Raw genomic sequence first — 18069 nt, forward strand, 5'->3', positions numbered from 1 at the left:
CACAACGGGATAACAGAATGAAAAAAATCGCACTCTCTTTAGTGGCGCTGGGGTTACTGACTTCTCTGCCAGGTTTTGCGGCGACACCTGCGCCGGTTCCGGCAGCGATTGCTAATCACGACGGTCCGATCCGCATTGCGGTGATCCGTAACCTCGGTTCAGACGACAACACCACCCAGTTTGTCGCAGGCGCGATTCAGGAAGGAAAGAAACTCGGTTTTAAAGTCAGCACCTTTTTAAGCAACGGTGACGATGCCAAATTCCAGGATTTCGTCAACCAGGCGATCAGCCAGAAATACGACGGGATTATCCTCTCTCAGGGGCGTGATCCGTATGCCACCGCACTGGTGAAAAAAGCCGTGGATGCCGGGATCAAAGTGTCGGTGTTTGATACGGCGGTAAACGGTGATATTCCGGGCGTAACCGTTACTCAGCAAGATGATGCGTCTCTCACCAACCTTTCCTTCGGTCAACTGGCGAAAGATTTCAACGGTAAAGCCAATATCGTCAAGCTCTGGGTTGCGGGCTTCCCGCCGATGGAGCGTCGCCAGGCTGCGTACCAGGCGCTGCAAAAACAGTACCCGGACATCAAAGAGCTGGAGTCCATTGGCGCTGTCTCTTCTGACGTGCAGGGCGATACCGCGAACAAAGTGGGCGCTATTCTGGCGAAGTACCCGAAAGGAAAAATCGATGCGATCTGGGGAACCTGGGATGCGTTTAGTCAGGGAGCGTATAAGGCGCTGAAAGAGAACGGTCGTACTGAAATCAAACTCTACAGCATTGATATCTCCAACCAGGATCTGCAACTGATGCGTGAGCAGGGCAGCCCGTGGAAAGTGAGCGTGGCCGTCGATCCAAAACTGATTGGCGCAACTAATGTGCGTCTGATTGCAAACAAGATTGCCGGGGAAGCGACACCTGCGACCTATGATTTCAAAGCTGCGGCTATTCCGCAGGCGCTGCTGACTGCGCAACCGGGCGCGGTGAACGTGGCGTCACTGGGCAAAATTATCCCTGGCTGGGGCCAGACTGAAGACTTTATCGCCCCGTGGTTTGCCACTCTGGAAACGAAAAATAAATGAGTGGATTACCCACGCCTGAATACAGCCGCAATATGCGGCTGATTGGTCATAGCGACCAGGGCGGTCGCCCGGACGGCGTACAGTTGATGGTGCATCGCGGCTTTGCGTATATCGGCCATATGGTGTCGCAGGGTTTTTCGATTGTGGATGTTCGCGACCCGAAAAATCCGAAGGCGGCAGGATATGTTCCTGCCCCACCGGGGACATGGAATGTGCATCTCCAGGCGCATGACGATCTGCTGCTGGTGATTAACGCCCGTGACCTGTTTGCCGATGCCCGCTTTGCCGATGAGAAGGTCTATTACACCCGACAGGTCGGTGAAACGGTCAGCGATGTGCAGGACAAAGGCTGGAGTGCAGGGCTGCGCATTTTCGATATTTCTACCCCGGATAAGCCGCGCGAAATCAGCTTCCTGTCATTGAACGGGATTGGTATCCACCGGATCTGGTATGTGGGTGGGCGTTGGGCATACGTCTCGGCACTGCTCGACGGATTTACGGATTATATCTTCCTGACCATCGATCTTGCCGATCCACATAAACCCGAAGTGGCGGGGCGCTGGTGGCTACCAGGGATGAACCAGGCCGAAGGGGAACAGCCATGCTGGCCGGAAGGTAAACGTTATGCGCTTCACCATGCAATCATCGCGGGTGACACCGCCTATGGAAGCTGGCGTGATGGCGGACTGACGCTGCTGGACGTGAAAGATCGTACACAACCTAAACTGATCAGCCATCGTAACTGGAGCCCGCCATTTGGTGGGGGCACGCATACTGCGTTGCCGCTACCGGACCGCGATCTGCTGGTGGTGCTGGACGAGGCGGTGCTCGATAACCAGGAGGATGGCGAGAAGCTGATCTGGGTGTTTGATATTCGTGAGCCGTCGAATCCGGTGAGCATTTCCACCTTCCCGCAGCCGGATGAAAGGGATTATGTGGCGAAAGGGGCGCACTTTGGTCCGCATAACCTGCATGAAAATCGGCCTGGCAGTTTCATCAGTTCAACGCTGATTTTTGCCACTTACCAGAACGCCGGTGTGCGTGCATACGACATTTCCAATCCGTATCGGCCCGTCGAAACGGGGGCGTTAGTCCCTGCAGCACCGGAAAAAATGATGGATACACGTCCAAATCGCCCTCAGGTGATCCAGTCATGTGATGTGTTTGTGGATGCGCAGGGAATAATCTACAGCACGGATTACAACGGTGGACTGTCGGTGATTGAGTATTTGGGGTGAGTGCGGTTTGACGCCCTCACCCGGCCCTCTCCCACAGGGAGAAGGAGAATATCAACTGTACTGACGTATCCGCGCCACCAGCTCTTCTGCGCTATCGATTCGCTCGGCAATCACAATCAGTGCCTTACCGAGTGTAATCGCGTGGCGCAGGCATTCGTGGCGCATGGCTTCATCCTGAATGGTGTCAATGTCGGCCACGTGAGACAGGCCGACACTGCGTCGAATCAGCTCTGTACCGCAGAAGCCAATCGCATCCTGCCAGACCTTTTTCAGGAACGTGGAGGCATAACCCGGTACGTTCAGGGCGGCATCACGCGTTTTCTCGCTCGCCAGTGTCTGGAAGCGTTCAGCGAAGGTGTTCCACAGTTCCTGAATATCGCTCAGACGCTGTTCGCGGGCAGCCGCGGCATCGCGAATACCCAGATGCCCCGGCAGGCCACAGAAGTTCAGCAGCAGGTTGCCAATTGCTGTACCGATGTCAAAGCCAATCGGGCCGTAATAGCCAAATTCGGCGTCAATCGCTTTCAGGCTACCGTCAGCGACAAAAATCGAACCGCTGTGAATATCGCCGTGAAGCAATGCTTCAGCCTGAGAGAAGAAGCGGTGTTTAAGGGCAGCGACGGCAATTTTCAGTTGAGCGTCGTCGCGCAGGGCGGCAACGTCGTGTTCCAGTGCCGCAGGATAGTTATTACGTTCGTGGATCTGGTAGGGATCGTTGAAGAACAGATCTTCGGTGATCTCACACATTTCGGGGTTAATGAATTTTGCCACCTGCGCTTTTTTATCATGCGGATGCAGATAAAAGTCGCTGGTGTGGAACAGCGTGTGAGCAAGATATTCCCCTAACTGGCGAGCGGCCTGCGGGTAGTAAATGCCTTGAACCAGCTCACCGCGCCAGATTTTATGGCTGGAGAGATCTTCCATCACCATCACCGCCAGCTCCGGGTCGAAATGATGGATTTTAACGGTGTGCTGCGGGCTATGTTGATAGTGTTCCACCAGTGTCTGCGCCTCCAGACGGGCGCGATCCAGCGTGAGTGGCCAGGATTCACCTACGCAGCGAACATAGGGCAGGGCCTGCTTGACGACGATGCGGCTTACTCCCTCGGCGTCGAAAATTTTAAAGACCAGATTGAGGTTGCCGTCGCCAACTTCCTGCGCCTCTACCAGCGATAATGGGTTATCGAGTCCGCCAAACTGCTTTGCATACTCCACTGCATCCTGGGCGGTAAAGGTACGGTATTGCGACATTGCCTGTTCCTCACTGATTTTAGTAATAAAGACATTTAGACGTCTATACATCTGGATTTCATCCTGACACAATGTGATACATCAACGCAACAGAGAATTAACGACATGCAGACATTACAGACGACCAGCCTGCGGGTGGCGGATAATCAGCTCTTTATTCTCGATCAGCAGGCACTTCCGCAGGAGAAACGCTGGCTGGATGCCTCCACGGTCGAGGCGCTGGTGGCACATATTCATGCTCTGCGCGTGCGTGGTGCACCGCTGATTGGGCTTTCCGCCAGCCTGCTTTTGGCGTTGCTGGCAGAAAACGGCAAAAACCGTGACGAACTGGCGCTGGCGCTGGATACCCTGCGGGCCTCTCGCCCGACAGCAGTGAACCTGATGAACAATCTCGACCGCATGAAGCAGGCGCTGTGGCAGGAAGATTTTGTCCCGGCACTGGTGGCGGAGGCGCTGCATCTGATTGATGAAGATAAACAGCTCTGCAATGCGATTGCGCAAGCGGGTAGCGCGCTGGTCAAACCGGGCAGCCGACTGCTCACGCATTGTAATACGGGCGGCCTGGCGACAGCCGGAGTGGGGACGGCGTTGGGTGTCATTGCGCGTGCGCACCAGGAAGGCCACGTCAGCAACGTCTGGGTGGATGAAACGCGTCCATTATTGCAGGGCGGCAGGCTGACCGCATGGGAACTGGGGGAGCTGGGCGTGCCGTATCAGCTGATTACTGATTCGATGGCCGCCAGCCTGATGGCAAAAGGGCAGGTGGATGCCGTGTGGGTCGGGGCAGACCGCATTGCCGCGAACGGGGATGTGGCGAACAAAATCGGGACATATTCTCTGGCGGTACTGGCGAAATTCCACGGCATTCCGTTTTATGTGGCAGCCCCACAAACCACGCTTGATCCAAACTGCCCGAACGGCGATGCGATCCCCATTGAACAACGTGCCGCCAGCGAAGTGACAGGTGTGTCCGGAAGCTTTGGTTCGGTGCAGTGGGCTCCAGAGGATGCGCAGGTCTACAACCCGGCATTTGATGTTACGCCAGCGGCGCTGATCAGCGGCTGGGTGCTGGATACCGGCGTGGTCACGCCGCAAGAGGTGGAAAAAGGGAAATTCTCCTGAGCCTGGCTATCCTATAAGGGGCTCCCCTTAGAGGACAGAATCGTGAAGCTTGATCCCAACACAGACCTAAAACTGGAACGCGTGGTGGATGCACCACGCGACCTGCTGTGGCTCTGCTGGACCACGCCAGAGCACATCAAAAACTTCTTCATTCCTGTTCCCCATAAAGTGACCGAATGTGACCTTGATTTACGCGTGGGCGGGCGCTTTAACACCGTATTTGAGGTGGATGGCCAGCGGATGGACAACAAAGGCGTGTTCCTGGAAATTGATCCGGGCAAAAAGCGGGTGTTTACCGATGGCTACACCGAAGGCTGGAAACCGACTGAGAAGCCGTTTATGACGGCCATTCTGTTGCTGGACGATGCGGGGGAGGGCAAAACCCGTTATACAGCGATAGCGCGCCATCCGACAGCGGAAATCCGTGAGCAGCATGAGAAAATGGGGTTTCATGAAGGCTGGGGAATTGTGCTGAATCAACTGGTGGCGTATGTGAAGGGGCTGAAACGGTAGGGCTTCTTGACCCCCTCTCCCTTGAGGGAGAGGGATGGGGGAAACTCGTTGATCATGTCAAAGATACGTTTCTTTTCCTTGTCGTTCTCATCTGACGAAATATCGGTTCTCCCTTTTCATTAAAATATCTTTCCGGCCATATCACATCCGGTGGAATGTTTAGCGCCTGAGCGATGAGTAATTCACCTTTCGGCCAGGGACGGGAGAGTGCGTTTGCGAGTGTGGATGATGAAAGCCCAGACTTACGAGACAGTGCTGCGAGGCTTGTTCCATGCTTTTTTAGAGCTGCAATAATATCGGCTGAGTGCCAGTTTTGATAATGCATTGTATCCTCCGTATGAGTGGTTGTTACGTGTTTTATTATCCTGTTTTGGGATAAAAAGGCAATGAGAGGATATTCGATTTCAGGATATTTTATGGAATCGGAACAATGGCCTCAGTTTACTCAGATGAATACCAGCGTGTTATCAATGCTTTGAAGAAATCTCGTAAAGAGAAAGGGATTACTCAGGCGCAGCTTGCGGAAGCGTTGGGCAAGCCGCAGTCATTCATCGCTAAAGTGGAAAACGGTGAGCGTAGATTGGATGTGGTAGAGTTTGTGTATCTGGCGAGGTTGGTAGGATTGGAGCCTGAAAAAATACTGGCTACAATTAATTGAATATAATGTGATAATAGATGTACTGATACATACGGTATTTATTACTTCATATGTATTCTAATATTTAAGGTAATAGTATGGATACATTCAATAATTTTCTTGCTGATCTTGAAAAGTTAACTGAAAAAGGGGTGTTAGGGTTTTATAACTGTATTGAAGTAACTGAGATATTCGCCTTAAATAGAGATGATAGAAAGGTTATTAATGTAATAACTCACCTTGTATATGAGAATGTTGCCGGACCTGAATTTGAAAAGGAAAGATACTTAAATAGGAGAAATGATTTAAATATACCTTCGTTAAAAAAATGGTATTTTGGAATAAAAAGATATTATATTTCACTTGAAAGTATAAAAGTTACTTTTGAAAAATTAATTAATAATAGAATATGGAATAGTTGCAAGGAATCCATTTTAACCTGTGATTATAAATTCAATCCTTATAAATTTATTCCATCAGATACTTTTAATAGCAACGTTATTAATAATCTATTAAAAAATAATTTTTTCGGAGGATCTTATTTGATTGAATTTGAGGATAAGAATAAACATGAACTTTCTTTCTTATTAGATAACCCATCGCTTCTACAAGAGTTATCCTCAAAGATATATGCGTTAATACCATTAAAAATTGCTTCAGTTTCAGACAAACTAGGTGGGGTGTTAGTACAGATTCCAGTAAACATTATTAGAACAAATGTGCAGCTTTTATCTAATAATGAGGATTTACATTGTAAGATCATTTGGCATCCAGAATCTTTAAAGAGGGAAATATTTGTTAGCTTTAAAAATATAGATCAAGATTCTAATATTGATTCATATTACTCAACAATGCTTAATTCTCAACAAAATGAGATATTTTATCCAAGTAAGTATGATAGTCCTTATGAAATGACAATATGGGATCCTCTTCATAAAGTTCTTCTTTACGCTACTCATCCTTCATCATTTATTAGAACTATTAGTTTAAGTATGAGAGCAATTAATGATAGATCAAGAATAATTCCTTTAAAAGATGCCAGTTTCGATAAGATACCACTCTATAGTCCACATAATAGTATAATTGGAGGTAGAGAAAATCATGCTAAAAAATGGTCATCAATACGAATATATCGTAGCGAAAGAGAGCAATTACTGCATGAGAAAAAGTTTATCCAATATAATGCTAAAGGTAAGTTTAAAGAGACTGAAAGATCTCGAGCTTTAAATGATATTCGTAGTTTGATAAATAGTTATGGGGAAAATGGAATTTGGTTATGGGATCCATATCTCAATGGGAATGATTTATTGGAAACGCTTTTTTATAACACTTGCATGAATTCTAAAATGAGAGCTATTACATCTTCAAAATATCAATCTGGATTATTTATAGATAATGTTGGAGAGGTTAGCGATGCAAAATATGATAATGATTCTTTTGCACGCTTGTCAACATTACCAGCTCAAACATTATTAGGTTTAAATATTGAAGTAAGGAAACCATTCGCTAACTACGGATGGGGTTTTCATGATCGTTTTTTGATTTTTCCATATACAGACAATGAACCAGTTGCATGGTCTATCGGTACATCGATAAATAGTATTGGTAAGGAGCATCATATACTACAAAAAGTAAGTGATGCTCAATTAATAGCTGATGCATTTGAAGAGTTATGGCGTGCGATTCAGCATCCTGATTGCTTAGTTTGGAGTACTTATGGAAGAAAATGAAAGTTTACTAGAAGACCAATGGGTATCATTTTTTATAGAAGTTGTTCTTGCTGTCAAAAAAGACTATAACTGTATGGATTATATATTCACTAGCGGAGAGAATATTCTCGGGTTGTCAGATTTGATCCGGTTGAATAGAACAGGGCCTACTGTTTATCCGAAAAATGCATTACTTTTTTTAGAATGGATTGAAAATTTCCCATCTAAAAAAAATATAAAAGATAAGTTTGATGTTATTGCTCTGTATTTTATAATTGATATAGGCATAGGTTCAGATTCGTTTTGGAATAATTGTAATATTTATAACATTCCAAAATTATTCTATTCTACAGCAAGAGAAATAATAAACTCATCATCGACTTCTATTGACTATAATTGTGCTACTGATTTTCATAATAAAGAAAAGATGGAATCGGTAAAAAATATTGTTATAGATAATAACTGGTATTCTATTTATAATGAATTTTATCGTAGCTCACATATTTACAAGGCGTTTTTAAGCCCATATATCAAAAATGCAGTCGATTTTCTTTTTTATTATTCTCGTTTGGAGTTGATTGAACTTTTAGATACAAAAAAAGACGTTCCAGTTTTATGGGGTGTTTTTGAGTATTTTGGGGCAGATGTTGCACTAGAGTTGGCGCTTTCAACCAATTCGAATTGTATCAATTTTTATACAATATCCTCTATTTTTCCATTTAATGGAAATAATCAAAAAACTTTTGATGGGAAAAGTATGGTTTATTTGTTGTTGAATATTTTCAATGATTTTGAATTGACAAGACATATCATGAAAATCTTCAATACATATCCATTGAGATACCCATACCTACAACAATTTTTAGGTAAGGCCTTGGCATCTAAAGAGTCTGAGCTTTTGATTAAGTTATATTTTGATTCGATATCCTTATCTTTATCAGATTCTACTGCTGATAATGCTAGCCGTAAGGCAGTTTCAGAGTGTATGAGAGTATTATCCTTGCACGCCACTGATTTATTTAGAAAATCATGCTGGAGAATAGCTCATGAAATATGGGGGGAATGGTTGTTTGTTAATAAAAACAATCAAGATTTTATTCATGGTATAAAGGTTTGTGAGATTGATTTTGCAATCACAATGTATTATATAGAGTGTTGTACAAGCAATGTTAGGGAACTTGAAATAACAAAACTCATAGGTGAAATGAGTGATTTTTCTTCTCAGTGGTTTAAATCATCTTCTGAAATGATATCGTATTGGTATATAAGGCTAAGTATCTTACAGCCGATATTCCATGCTCAAAACTCCTTGAATAACATTGACGATTCAAAGGTAATGATAGGAATAACTTACATGCCTAATTGTTTTCGTGATAATGAGTATATTTATAGTATGCTGAGAGGTTGAGTATTAATTAATTTTGTAGTGAAAAAGATTAAGAGGCTGTTGTTAAGACAGTTTCTTAATCTTTCTATTTAATTACTATAATAGCCTTTATTATAGTAGTGTCGGATATCCTTGGGATATATTGCTTCCGGTAAACTGTGCAATCCACCCTTCTGGGTTATCGAAAATACGGATTGCGGTAAAGTTCGGCTCTGAACCCATATCAAACCAGTGTGGTGTGCCTGCGGGAACTGAGATCAGATCGTTTTTCTCACACAGCACCTGGTAAACCTGGTCACCGATGTGCAGGCAAAACAGCCCGGCGCCTTCGACAAAGAAACGCACTTCATCTTCGCCGTGTGTATGCTCGTTCAAAAACTTGGCACGCAGCGCCTCTTTTTGCGGGTTATCGGCCCGCAGGCTGATGACATCCCAGCTCTGATAGCCCTTCTCGGCGACCAGTTTGTCAATGGCGTGCTGATAGGCGTCGATCACCGTTTCAGGGGCGGGGTCACGGCCTAAATCGCGATCGGCAGCCCAGCGCTCAAAACGCACACCTTTGGCGTTGAGTTGTTGGGCGATGTCGGCGGTGTTGGTGCTGTGCCACTGTGGTTTGCTGGCATCTTTATCGGAATAAATGGTCAATGCGCTCATGAAGGGATCTGCTCCGGATTAATCTCGTCAAACTGGTGCACCTGATGATGCTGACTCGCGCCATCGTCATCACCACGGATCAACTGCAACGTACGGAAACCGGCCTGCGCGGCTGCATCCAGCTCCTGATGAATATCGGACAGGAACAGGATCTGCGCCGGGGACACGCCAATCTGCGTGGCGATGGTGCTGTACGACTGTGTTTCGCGCTTCGCACCCACATGGGTATCAAAATAGCCGCTGAACAGATGAGTAATATCACCTTCGTCGCTGTAGCCAAATAACAGTTTTTGCGCAGCAACGGAGCCAGAGGAATAAACATAGAGATCAATGCCTTGTGCTTTCCATTTTTCCAGCGCAGGCAGGACGTCCGGGTAGAGATGGCCGGTAAAATCGCCGTTCACGTATCCGTCGTGCCAGATAATGCCCTGCAAGGCTTTCAGTGCCGTCGATTTGCGGTCTTCATCCATGAACGTAAACAGAGCGTCGGTAAGTTCGCTGGCGCTGGCATGCGGATTGCTGATTTCATCACGCAGGTTGTCCAGAATCGATTTGACCGGTTCGGCGTACTGCTGAGCGGTCACGAAGGCCGCCAGTCGCTCACGCGCATAAGGGAACAAAACATCATGGACAAAACGGATATCGCTGGTGGTCCCTTCAATATCCGTCACAATCGCGCGAATCATACTCTCTCCAGTTGTCGTAAACGCATTTCGCATTCAAATAGGAATTCTAATCCCTCCAGATGACGTCGGGCTTCTGCCACGTCACGTCCCCAGCAGGTTAAGCCATGACCGCGCAGAAGAAAACCATAATTAAGCGCTTGTTCCTCGGCGTAATGGGCGATTCGCGAAGCGAGGGCGTCAATATCCTGGTCGTTATCGAAAACCGGGATGGTGACGGTGTCCCGGTGCGTCGTCTGCCCGGAGAGGGATTTCTGCATTTCAAAACCGCTGAGCTGGAGTGCAGGGCCTTTGATCAGGCGCGACAACACCGTGGCATTCACCGTGTGCACGTGTAACACCGCGTTGGCCTGTGGGAACAGGCGGTAAATCAGCGTATGTAGACCCGTTTCGGCAGACGGTTTACGACCCGATGGCGCGCGATTCGTGGCGATCTCCACTTGCAGGAAGTCTTCCGTCGTGAGGCTGCCTTTATCTTTGCCTGATTCACTCAGCCAGCAGAGCGTTTCGTCCTGGCGTACCGACATATTGCCGCCTGTTGCAGGGGCCCACCCTTTTGCGCCAATCCAGCGGCAGGCGTCGGCCAGTTGTGTAAGTTGCAGGTTGTCTGTCATTTTCCGTTTACCCTCTGTCGGCCAGGAATATTTATATCGTATAGACGTCTAAGCGTCTTGATTGCCAAAGACTAACATCGTGTTATAGTGGCAGCAACATAAGTATTACATGCAGGCACAACACAATGAGCAATAACGCATTGATTCCTCAGAGCAAACTTCCCAATCTTGGCACAACGATCTTTACGCAAATGAGCGCTCTGGCTCAGCAGCACAACGCTATTAACCTGTCCCAGGGATTCCCGGATTTTGACGGCCCGACCTATTTGCAGGAACGTCTGGCTCACCATGTGACGCAGGGGGCGAACCAGTATGCGCCGATGACGGGGGCTCAGGCGCTCCGGGATGCGATTTCCGATAAAACAGCAGAGTTGTACGGCTACAAGCCGGATGCCAATAGCGAAATCACGGTCACGGCGGGGGCTACCGAGGCGCTCTATGCGGCCATCACCGCACTGGTGCGAACGGGCGATGAAGTGATCTGTTTCGACCCAAGCTACGATAGTTACGCACCGGCAATAGAACTTTCCGGTGGGGTGGTGAAACGTGTGGCGCTTCAGCCACCGCATTTTCGTCCAGACTGGCAGGCATTTTCCGCCTTGCTGAGCGATAAAACCCGTCTGGTGATCCTCAATACGCCACATAACCCGTCAGCCACCGTATGGCGTAAAGATGATTTTTCCGCCCTGTGGCAGGCCATTGCCGAACATGAGATCTATGTACTGAGCGATGAAGTGTACGAGCACATCTGTTTTGCAGAGGAAGGGCACGCCAGCGTGCTGGCGCATCCTCAATTACGTGAGCGATCGATTGCTGTCTCTTCGTTCGGTAAAACCTACCATATGACCGGCTGGAAGGTGGGGTACTGTGTGGCTCCGGCGGCCATCAGCACTGAGTTGCGTAAAGTACACCAGTACCTGACTTTTGCGGTGAACACGCCAGCACAGCTGGCTATTGCCGACATGTTGCGCGCAGAGCCGGAGCATTATCGACAGTTACCTGAATTTTACCGTGCACGTCGCGATCTGTTTGTGAATGCGCTGAGCCAGAGCCGTCTGGAGATTTTACCCTGTGAAGGGACCTATTTCCTGCTGGCGGATTACAGTGCTATTTCCGATCTGGATGATGTGAGTTTTTGTCAGTGGTTGACGAAAGAAGTCGGTGTTGCGGCAATCCCGCTCTCTGTTTTTTGCGCCGATCCATTTCCGCATAAACTGATTCGACTCTGTTTTGCGAAGCAGGAATCGACGCTACTGGCTGCTGCAGAACGTCTTAATACGCTCTGATTACTTCACCGTCCAGGCTTCTGAATATCGACGGTCTGCAAACAGCTCCAGCAGGCCGTTGATTTGTTTCAGGCGCAATACTTCATCGCTGTCCATGCCAAGTTCTTTACCAATTTTCACTTCACTCCAGCCCAGTAATGCCAGTTCGCGCACAATCTCAGACATGGCGTTAATTTGATGGCGTCCTCGGGCACGGTTATGGCGGATCGTGGCGGCCATGCGATCAACCTTCTCCTGCCGTTCTTTGCGCAGGCAGGTAACAGGTAAGTAGCCTTTCAACTGGCGTTTTAACGCGGCCCGGCTTTTACCGATCTCATGGCGGTGAAAACCATCGACGATTTCGTAATGTTGCGGTTCGCTCTCCGTCACCACAATCGGTTGTGTGAAACCATCTATCTCCAGAGATTGGCTGAGCAGCCGTTTTTCCGGTGGGGCAACGTTATTGGGGTTGTAGTCATTGGCATAAATATCATCGTGTTTGATCCATAGCACGCAATCGATAGGCTGTTCCCTGAACGGGCTAAGCCTATGGATCGTGTGACGAAAGGTATTTATCGCATCAATCCGTTCAGCTTCAGAGAGTGACTGAAGATAGCTTTCCATCTCTTTGATCAATCGTTGTTGCATAAAATTCCCCATTCCTTGCGTTTGTTTTTCATCCGTGCATTGTAGCGTTGATAGTGATTTGGCTTATTTGGGCTGAAGGAGAGTGCCCGACACCAGTAATCGTTATTGAGCAGAACCTTACAAATACGTCGCCATGAAGGGATATCTTTTGAACCTATGTCACCTTCCTGGGTATCGGGAATATCATCCATTCCTCTCTTTTGATACCAGTGCAAATAAACGGCAATTTTATTGCGATAATGTTCAGCTGTGGTTTGCGGCATGCTATCGAGCAACAGCATGGCGTATTCGTACCAGCGAAGATGATCCGGTTTGATAATTTTACGGTGGCCATAAAAATGGTTGTCGTGACCCGCGTAGATGCCACCACTTCGCACGCCACTGACACGCTCACACATGGCTGCCCAGCGCTCAGGTTCAAGAACATGATAGAGCCACAACCCCTGACGTTGCTCAGGCCCAAAGGGTTCGCAGATCCGCATATAACGAGGCGGAACGCCGGCCTGAAACATCAGGTTATATAGCGGGTTATAGCAACATCCTGTTTTGGCAAACCAGGTCCAGATGTCGGCTGTTTTCCAGTCGTAAAGAGGGTAGATATACCAGGCGTGCCCACCGGGTGCGACGCTGGTCCAGGGTTTATCATCGGCAAAACGCCGTTTACGCGCGTTGGCGATAGTCAGAAAACGGTTGTAGGACTCGTCAGCGCGAATGCCGATCATGACCGTGGAGGGGCGTTGTTGCGAAAACCAATCGGAAAATGAGCGGACGAAGGCTTCAAAGGTCATGCCCTGCTGATAAAAATCGAAATATTCGGGGTCAGTAATGGCGTCTTCAGGGGGCTGACGTACCCAATGAACACCTGGCTCCCAACATTGCCATTCGGGCTGAAACTGTGAGAGTGCGTTTTGCGTAGTCAGGGGAAGTGCAACCCAGAAAAAACGATCGATAACATCGCGGTATAATGCACGCATATTTTGCACATGCTCAATGGTGCAGGAAAATTGTGCCTCCCAGTCGATAAACAACACGCTAATTTTTTTGTTCTGTTTCCTCGCATGTTGTGCAGTGAGATGCAACATGATGGTTGAGTCTTTTCCTCCGGAAAAAGAGACACAAACGTGAGGAATGTTTTCAAGCGCCCATTCAATTCGTTCTACGGCGGCTTCAAGCACATTCTGTGCAAGCGGATATTTATATATTGACACGATCAATTACTTCCTGGGTAATGAATACCGGACAGGTCTCGTCAATGGAAATGTAGCCGCAGATAGTAAAGGAAATACCGGGTGATTAAAGAATTAAATGGCTAAAAAGGATGACGTAAATCATGTTACTTAAATGTTTTGTTCGGACATTTAAGTAACATAGCCTCTCACTCCAGAGGAATTTGTTCGATGATTTGTGAGAAGACGGCGCTATTAAGCGATGCTCTATTGTAGAGCATATAGACCTCAGCGACAGGGAGTTCGAAAGGTATCTCTACTCGTTTTACATTCATTGATGTTTTATAGCTTTCATAGGCAATTTCAGGAATATAACCAATCAGATCTGATGTGCTGATAATATTGATTATCGAAATGAAAGAGTCGGAGCTGAATACAATGTTTCTGTCCGGAAATATAGATTCAGCCTGAGCCTGAAACTCTTTTACACCATGCTCATTGCTGTGAAAAAGCGTGAAATTCTCGTTCATCAGCTCTTCCCGGGTGGCCTTATCGCCGAGACGCGGGTGATCTTTATTGCAGATAAGTATCATCGGGATGACGCGAAAACGTGAGCAGATAACGGAGCGGTTATTAACAGGTGAAAAAGTGAACACCAAATCGGCTTTGCGGTAGGCGAGTAAATCTTCGGCTGACTCCGGTGAAAGCAGCATATCGCGCAGTTCGATTTTGTAATGGTGCTCTGAAATCAGGAAGTTAACCAGTGAAAGAAGCGCGCCGGGCGCAATAACCTGAGGACAGAAGATAACAAAGTTCTTCTTGAGCTCAGAACTATGCATGATGTTAATGGTTTGCTCAATCTGATTTAAGTTTTGTTCCAGATGATGGTGGAGATTGACCCCTACGGTGGTGGGCGTGATCCCCTTACCCGAACGGATAAACAGCGGGTCGTTAAGTTGATTACGCAGCCGTTGCAGTGACTGGCTGACCGCTGAAGGGGTAATGTAAAGTGTTTCCGCAGCCTTACTAATACTCAGGTGCTGATAAATACACTCAAAGATGACCAGAAGATTAAGGTCGAATTTTTTAAGATCGTAGAGATTGGCCATGGTCCATCCTGAGAGTGCGGTTTACGCCCGTCAATGTATACACATTAACTATAGAAGACGGTTAACTATTCGCAATCTTTTGCGTTAATCGACTTAATTCTTTTTTAATATTTGCTTAATATATCATGATTGCAGATTATTAAAATACGCCTGAATTTATCTTTAAGTTATTTTTATGCTAAAAACTGGATGGTCTCATCTTGAATGACAACTGTTATTTATGTTTAGAGTGATACCTATCATGTTTTTGAATTTATCAGCCGCATGATAACGCGATGCATTCTGTTATTTATATTGGGCTTACTTGCTGCAAACATGATGCTTTCTTTGGCAAAACCTATCGCAGCCATAGATAAGAATGCCTCTGCGGTGCATTGCTCAACGTCCAGACCGATGGTGTAATCACATGGCTGTTACGGCCTTGATATAGGGTATGTAGAGCGCAACGCAACGCCAGCTTTGGCTGGCACTGAAATACCAGTGGGTAATTCAGGTATCAGGGCCGCCCATTGAGGCGGCCTTTTTACTTTCAGCGGATGTTAACGGGGTCAGGCGTGTTGTTAGGTTTGACTGATTGATTTGATAAAGCGTACGCATTAGCCCTGATGAAAAAAGCGGGTTACCTTACATCTCAACGAAAACACGGAGGAAGTACAGATGTCTTTGATTAACACTAAAATTAAACCTTTCAAAAACCAGGCGTTCAAAAACGGTGAATTCGTAGAAGTTACCGAGAAAGATACTGAAGGCCGCTGGAGTGTGTTCTTCTTCTATCCGGCAGATTTCACCTTCGTATGCCCGACTGAACTGGGTGATGTAGCAGACCATTACGACGAACTGCAGAAACTGGGTGTAGACGTTTACTCTGTTTCTACTGATACCCACTTCACCCATAAAGCATGGCACAGCAGCTCTGAAACTATCGCTAAAATCAAATACGCGATGATCGGTGACCCGACTGGCGCCCTGACCCGTAACTTCGACAACATGCGTGAAGATGAAGGTCTGGCCGATCGTGCAACCTTCGTTGTTGACCCGCAGGGTATTATCCAGGCTATCGAAGTTACCGCTGAAGGTATCGGCCGTGATGCATCTGACCTGCTGCGCAAAATCAAAGCGGCTCAGTATGTTGCTTCCCACCCAGGTGAAGTGTGCCCGGCTAAATGGAAAGAAGGTGAGGCCACTCTGGCTCCATCTTTAGACCTGGTAGGCAAAATCTAAATTTAAGTCGCCTTTACGCTACAGGTTGCAACCTTCCTGTAATGCGAAATGCTTGCGAATTAATCCTTAAACGGGTGCGCCGCACCCGTTTATTTCCAGCACCATGATGCAAGTTGCATTCCGGCAGCCTGAATAAGGCAGCTTGCATGATGACGTTTTTAGAGAGGGAAGAATAATGCTCGACACAAATATGAAAACCCAGCTCAAGGCATACCTTGAGAAACTGACCAAACCTGTTGAGCTGATTGCCACGCTGGATGACAGCGCTAAATCGGCAGAAATCAAGGAACTGCTGGCGGAAATCGCAGAACTGTCGCCAAAGGTGACGTTTAAAGAAGATAACAGCCTGGCAGTACGTAAGCCGTCATTCCTGATTACGAACCCTGGTTCTGACCAAGGACCACGCTTTGCCGGTTCTCCGTTAGGACACGAATTTACCTCCCTGGTTCTGGCACTGCTATGGACGGGCGGGCATCCGTCAAAAGAAGCGCAAGCGTTGCTGGAACAGATCCGCAATATTGACGGTGATTTTGAGTTCGAAACCTATTACTCGCTCTCCTGTCACAACTGTCCGGACGTGGTACAGGCATTGAACCTGATGTCGGTTCTGAACCCGCGCATCAAACATACCGCGATCGATGGCGGTGTGTTCCAGAACGAAATTACCGATCGCAACGTGATGGGCGTTCCGGCGGTCTTCATGAACGGTCAGGAGTTTGGTCAGGGCCGTATGACGCTGACAGAGATTGTCGCCAAAGTGGATACCGGTGCGGAAAAACGGGCGGCAGAAGAGCTGAATAAGCGCGATGCCTACGATGTGTTGATTGTCGGCTCCGGCCCTGCGGGTGCGGCGGCAGCCGTTTACTCTGCGCGTAAAGGTATCCGTACCGGCCTGATGGGCGAGCGTTTTGGTGGTCAGGTCCTCGATACCGTTGATATTGAAAACTACATTTCTGTACCAAAAACCGAAGGCCAGAAACTTGCCGGTGCTCTGAAAGCCCACGTGAGCGATTACGACGTCGATGTGATCGACAGCCAGAGTGCCAGCAAACTGGTTCCGGCAGCCGTTGAAGGTGGCTTACACCAGATTGAAACCGCGTCTGGCGCAGTGTTGAAAGCACGCAGCATTATCATTGCAACTGGCGCTAAATGGCGCAACATGAACGTGCCAGGTGAAGATCAGTACCGTACCAAAGGGGTAACGTACTGTCCGCACTGTGATGGCCCATTGTTTAAAGGTAAACGTGTTGCGGTTATCGGTGGCGGGAACTCCGGTGTGGAAGCCGCGATTGATCTGGCGGGGATTGTTGAACACGTTACCCTGCTGGAGTTCGCACCTGAAATGAAAGCAGACCAGGTCCTTCAGGATAAAGTCCGTAGCCTGAAGAACGTCGATATCGTGCTGAATGCACAGACGACGGAAGTGAAGGGCGATGGCAGCAAAGTGACCGGGCTGGAATACCGTGACCGCGTGAGTGGCGATGTTCACAGTGTGCCGTTGTCGGGCATTTTCGTTCAGATTGGTCTGCTGCCGAATACCACATGGCTGGAAGGCGCAATTGAGCGCAACCGCATGGGCGAAATCATGATTGATGCGAAGTGCGAAACCAGCGTAAAAGGCATATTTGCGGCGGGCGACTGTACGACCGTACCGTACAAACAGATTATCATCGCGACAGGCGAAGGCGCGAAAGCCTCTTTAAGCTCGTTTGATTATCTGATTCGTACGAAAACAGCATAAGAAAAGAAAGTAAGGCGACACCTGCAAAA

At 47.7% G+C, this 18069-nt stretch carries 18 protein-coding genes; 10 read left to right on the plus strand and 8 right to left on the minus strand.

The window, feature by feature from the left end; genetic code table 11:
- The first annotated feature begins 17 nt into the window (after positions 1–17).
- Complete coding sequence (locus tag GF617_RS01375; RefSeq protein WP_181622626.1) at positions 18–1082, plus strand: sugar ABC transporter substrate-binding protein; 1065 nt, start codon at positions 18–20, stop codon at positions 1080–1082.
- Positions 1079–2320 (plus strand): LVIVD repeat-containing protein, encoded by a 1242-nt coding sequence (locus tag GF617_RS01380; protein WP_203450904.1) that lies wholly within the window; start codon positions 1079–1081, stop codon positions 2318–2320. The genes GF617_RS01375 and GF617_RS01380 overlap by 4 nt, the downstream gene beginning before the upstream one ends.
- 51 nt (positions 2321–2371) lie before the next feature.
- Here the strand turns inward: GF617_RS01380 and mtnK are convergent, their stop codons facing one another.
- Complete coding sequence (gene mtnK / locus GF617_RS01385) at positions 2372–3571, minus strand: S-methyl-5-thioribose kinase (protein ID WP_203450933.1); 1200 nt, start codon at positions 3569–3571, stop codon at positions 2372–2374.
- Positions 3572–3676: 105 nt separating this feature from the next.
- On the opposite strand from mtnK, the gene mtnA reads away from it, so the two are divergent.
- Together mtnA and GF617_RS01395 are read left to right on the plus strand one after the other, a co-directional pair.
- Complete coding sequence (gene mtnA / locus GF617_RS01390; protein WP_203450905.1) at positions 3677–4693, plus strand: S-methyl-5-thioribose-1-phosphate isomerase; 1017 nt, start codon at positions 3677–3679, stop codon at positions 4691–4693.
- A gap of 42 nt (positions 4694–4735) precedes the next feature.
- Positions 4736–5206 carry an SRPBCC family protein gene (locus tag GF617_RS01395; protein ID WP_203450906.1) on the plus strand — a complete coding sequence of 157 codons (471 nt, stop codon included), beginning with the start codon at positions 4736–4738 and terminating at the stop codon, positions 5204–5206.
- Positions 5207–5258: 52 nt separating this feature from the next.
- Here the strand turns inward: GF617_RS01395 and GF617_RS01400 are convergent, their stop codons facing one another.
- On the minus strand, positions 5259–5531 hold the full coding sequence (locus GF617_RS01400; RefSeq protein WP_203450907.1) for a helix-turn-helix transcriptional regulator: 273 nt from the start codon (positions 5529–5531) through the stop codon (positions 5259–5261).
- 105 nt (positions 5532–5636) lie between these two features.
- Here GF617_RS01400 and GF617_RS01405 point away from each other — a divergent pair, with 105 nt between their 5' ends.
- The 3 genes from GF617_RS01405 to GF617_RS01415 all read left to right on the plus strand — a co-directional run bounded on the left by GF617_RS01405 (position 5637) and on the right by GF617_RS01415 (position 8960).
- The gene (locus tag GF617_RS01405) at positions 5637–5864 is read left to right on the plus strand and encodes a helix-turn-helix transcriptional regulator (RefSeq protein ID WP_203450908.1); all 228 of its coding nucleotides are present in this window, start codon (positions 5637–5639) and stop codon (positions 5862–5864) included.
- Between the two features lie 77 nt (positions 5865–5941).
- Positions 5942–7573: a VPA1262 family N-terminal domain-containing protein gene (locus tag GF617_RS01410; RefSeq protein ID WP_203450909.1), complete on the plus strand. Its 1632-nt coding sequence runs from the start codon at positions 5942–5944 to the stop codon at positions 7571–7573.
- Complete coding sequence (locus GF617_RS01415; RefSeq protein ID WP_203450910.1) at positions 7560–8960, plus strand: hypothetical protein; 1401 nt, start codon at positions 7560–7562, stop codon at positions 8958–8960. Before GF617_RS01410 ends, GF617_RS01415 begins: the two co-directional genes overlap by 14 nt.
- Positions 8961–9050: 90 nt before the next feature.
- Here the strand turns inward: GF617_RS01415 and GF617_RS01420 are convergent, their stop codons facing one another.
- From GF617_RS01420 to GF617_RS01430, 3 genes are read right to left on the minus strand one after another with little or no spacing between them, the layout of a single operon-like run.
- Entirely contained in the window at positions 9051–9593 is a 543-nt protein-coding gene (locus tag GF617_RS01420; RefSeq protein ID WP_203450911.1) for an acireductone dioxygenase, read from the minus strand.
- Positions 9590–10279 (minus strand): acireductone synthase, encoded by a 690-nt coding sequence (mtnC, locus tag GF617_RS01425; protein WP_181622630.1) that lies wholly within the window; start codon positions 10277–10279, stop codon positions 9590–9592. Before mtnC ends, GF617_RS01420 begins: the two co-directional genes overlap by 4 nt.
- Positions 10276–10890: a methylthioribulose 1-phosphate dehydratase gene (locus GF617_RS01430; RefSeq protein ID WP_181622631.1), complete on the minus strand. Its 615-nt coding sequence runs from the start codon at positions 10888–10890 to the stop codon at positions 10276–10278. Before GF617_RS01430 ends, mtnC begins: the two co-directional genes overlap by 4 nt.
- A gap of 125 nt (positions 10891–11015) precedes the next feature.
- Between GF617_RS01430 and GF617_RS01435 the strand changes: the two genes are divergently transcribed.
- Positions 11016–12176 carry a pyridoxal phosphate-dependent aminotransferase gene (locus tag GF617_RS01435; RefSeq protein WP_181622632.1) on the plus strand — a complete coding sequence of 387 codons (1161 nt, stop codon included), beginning with the start codon at positions 11016–11018 and terminating at the stop codon, positions 12174–12176.
- Here GF617_RS01435 and GF617_RS01440 read toward each other — a convergent pair whose 3' ends face one another.
- The 3 genes from GF617_RS01440 to GF617_RS01450 all read right to left on the minus strand — a co-directional run bounded on the left by GF617_RS01440 (position 12177) and on the right by GF617_RS01450 (position 15078).
- The gene (locus tag GF617_RS01440; protein WP_203450912.1) at positions 12177–12803 is read right to left on the minus strand and encodes a ParB/RepB/Spo0J family partition protein; all 627 of its coding nucleotides are present in this window, start codon (positions 12801–12803) and stop codon (positions 12177–12179) included.
- Positions 12788–14011, minus strand: coding sequence for a phosphoadenosine phosphosulfate reductase (locus GF617_RS01445; protein ID WP_181622634.1), 1224 nt, complete (start codon positions 14009–14011; stop codon positions 12788–12790). The genes GF617_RS01440 and GF617_RS01445 overlap by 16 nt, the downstream gene beginning before the upstream one ends.
- A gap of 167 nt (positions 14012–14178) precedes the next feature.
- Positions 14179–15078 carry a LysR family transcriptional regulator gene (locus GF617_RS01450; protein WP_181622635.1) on the minus strand — a complete coding sequence of 300 codons (900 nt, stop codon included), beginning with the start codon at positions 15076–15078 and terminating at the stop codon, positions 14179–14181.
- A gap of 657 nt (positions 15079–15735) precedes the next feature.
- Here GF617_RS01450 and ahpC point away from each other — a divergent pair.
- Complete coding sequence (gene ahpC / locus GF617_RS01455; protein WP_181622636.1) at positions 15736–16299, plus strand: alkyl hydroperoxide reductase subunit C; 564 nt, start codon at positions 15736–15738, stop codon at positions 16297–16299.
- 175 nt (positions 16300–16474) lie between these two features.
- Positions 16475–18040 (plus strand): alkyl hydroperoxide reductase subunit F, encoded by a 1566-nt coding sequence (ahpF, locus tag GF617_RS01460; protein WP_181622637.1) that lies wholly within the window; start codon positions 16475–16477, stop codon positions 18038–18040.
- Positions 18041–18069: the final 29 nt, after the last annotated feature.

Source organism: Lelliottia sp. RWM.1, from assembly GCF_016859735.1.
GTDB lineage: Bacteria > Pseudomonadota > Gammaproteobacteria > Enterobacterales > Enterobacteriaceae > Enterobacter.

Bases quoted from the DNA above. Each gene is read 5' to 3' on its own strand.
- GF617_RS01375 (WP_181622626.1), top strand. From the start codon at position 18: ATGAAAAAAATCGCACTCTCTTTAGTGGCGCTGGGGTTACTGACTTCT.
- GF617_RS01380 (WP_203450904.1), top strand. From the start codon at position 1,079: ATGAGTGGATTACCCACGCCTGAATACAGCCGCAATATGCGGCTGATT.
- mtnK (WP_203450933.1), bottom strand. From the start codon at position 3,571: ATGTCGCAATACCGTACCTTTACCGCCCAGGATGCAGTGGAGTATGCA.
- mtnA (WP_203450905.1), top strand. From the start codon at position 3,677: ATGCAGACATTACAGACGACCAGCCTGCGGGTGGCGGATAATCAGCTC.
- GF617_RS01400 (WP_203450907.1), bottom strand. From the start codon at position 5,531: ATGCATTATCAAAACTGGCACTCAGCCGATATTATTGCAGCTCTAAAA.
- GF617_RS01405 (WP_203450908.1), top strand. From the start codon at position 5,637: ATGGCCTCAGTTTACTCAGATGAATACCAGCGTGTTATCAATGCTTTG.
- GF617_RS01410 (WP_203450909.1), top strand. From the start codon at position 5,942: ATGGATACATTCAATAATTTTCTTGCTGATCTTGAAAAGTTAACTGAA.
- GF617_RS01415 (WP_203450910.1), top strand. From the start codon at position 7,560: ATGGAAGAAAATGAAAGTTTACTAGAAGACCAATGGGTATCATTTTTT.
- GF617_RS01420 (WP_203450911.1), bottom strand. From the start codon at position 9,593: ATGAGCGCATTGACCATTTATTCCGATAAAGATGCCAGCAAACCACAG.
- mtnC (WP_181622630.1), bottom strand. From the start codon at position 10,279: ATGATTCGCGCGATTGTGACGGATATTGAAGGGACCACCAGCGATATC.
- GF617_RS01430 (WP_181622631.1), bottom strand. From the start codon at position 10,890: ATGACAGACAACCTGCAACTTACACAACTGGCCGACGCCTGCCGCTGG.
- GF617_RS01435 (WP_181622632.1), top strand. From the start codon at position 11,016: ATGAGCAATAACGCATTGATTCCTCAGAGCAAACTTCCCAATCTTGGC.
- GF617_RS01440 (WP_203450912.1), bottom strand. From the start codon at position 12,803: ATGCAACAACGATTGATCAAAGAGATGGAAAGCTATCTTCAGTCACTC.
- GF617_RS01450 (WP_181622635.1), bottom strand. From the start codon at position 15,078: ATGGCCAATCTCTACGATCTTAAAAAATTCGACCTTAATCTTCTGGTC.
- ahpC (WP_181622636.1), top strand. From the start codon at position 15,736: ATGTCTTTGATTAACACTAAAATTAAACCTTTCAAAAACCAGGCGTTC.
- ahpF (WP_181622637.1), top strand. From the start codon at position 16,475: ATGCTCGACACAAATATGAAAACCCAGCTCAAGGCATACCTTGAGAAA.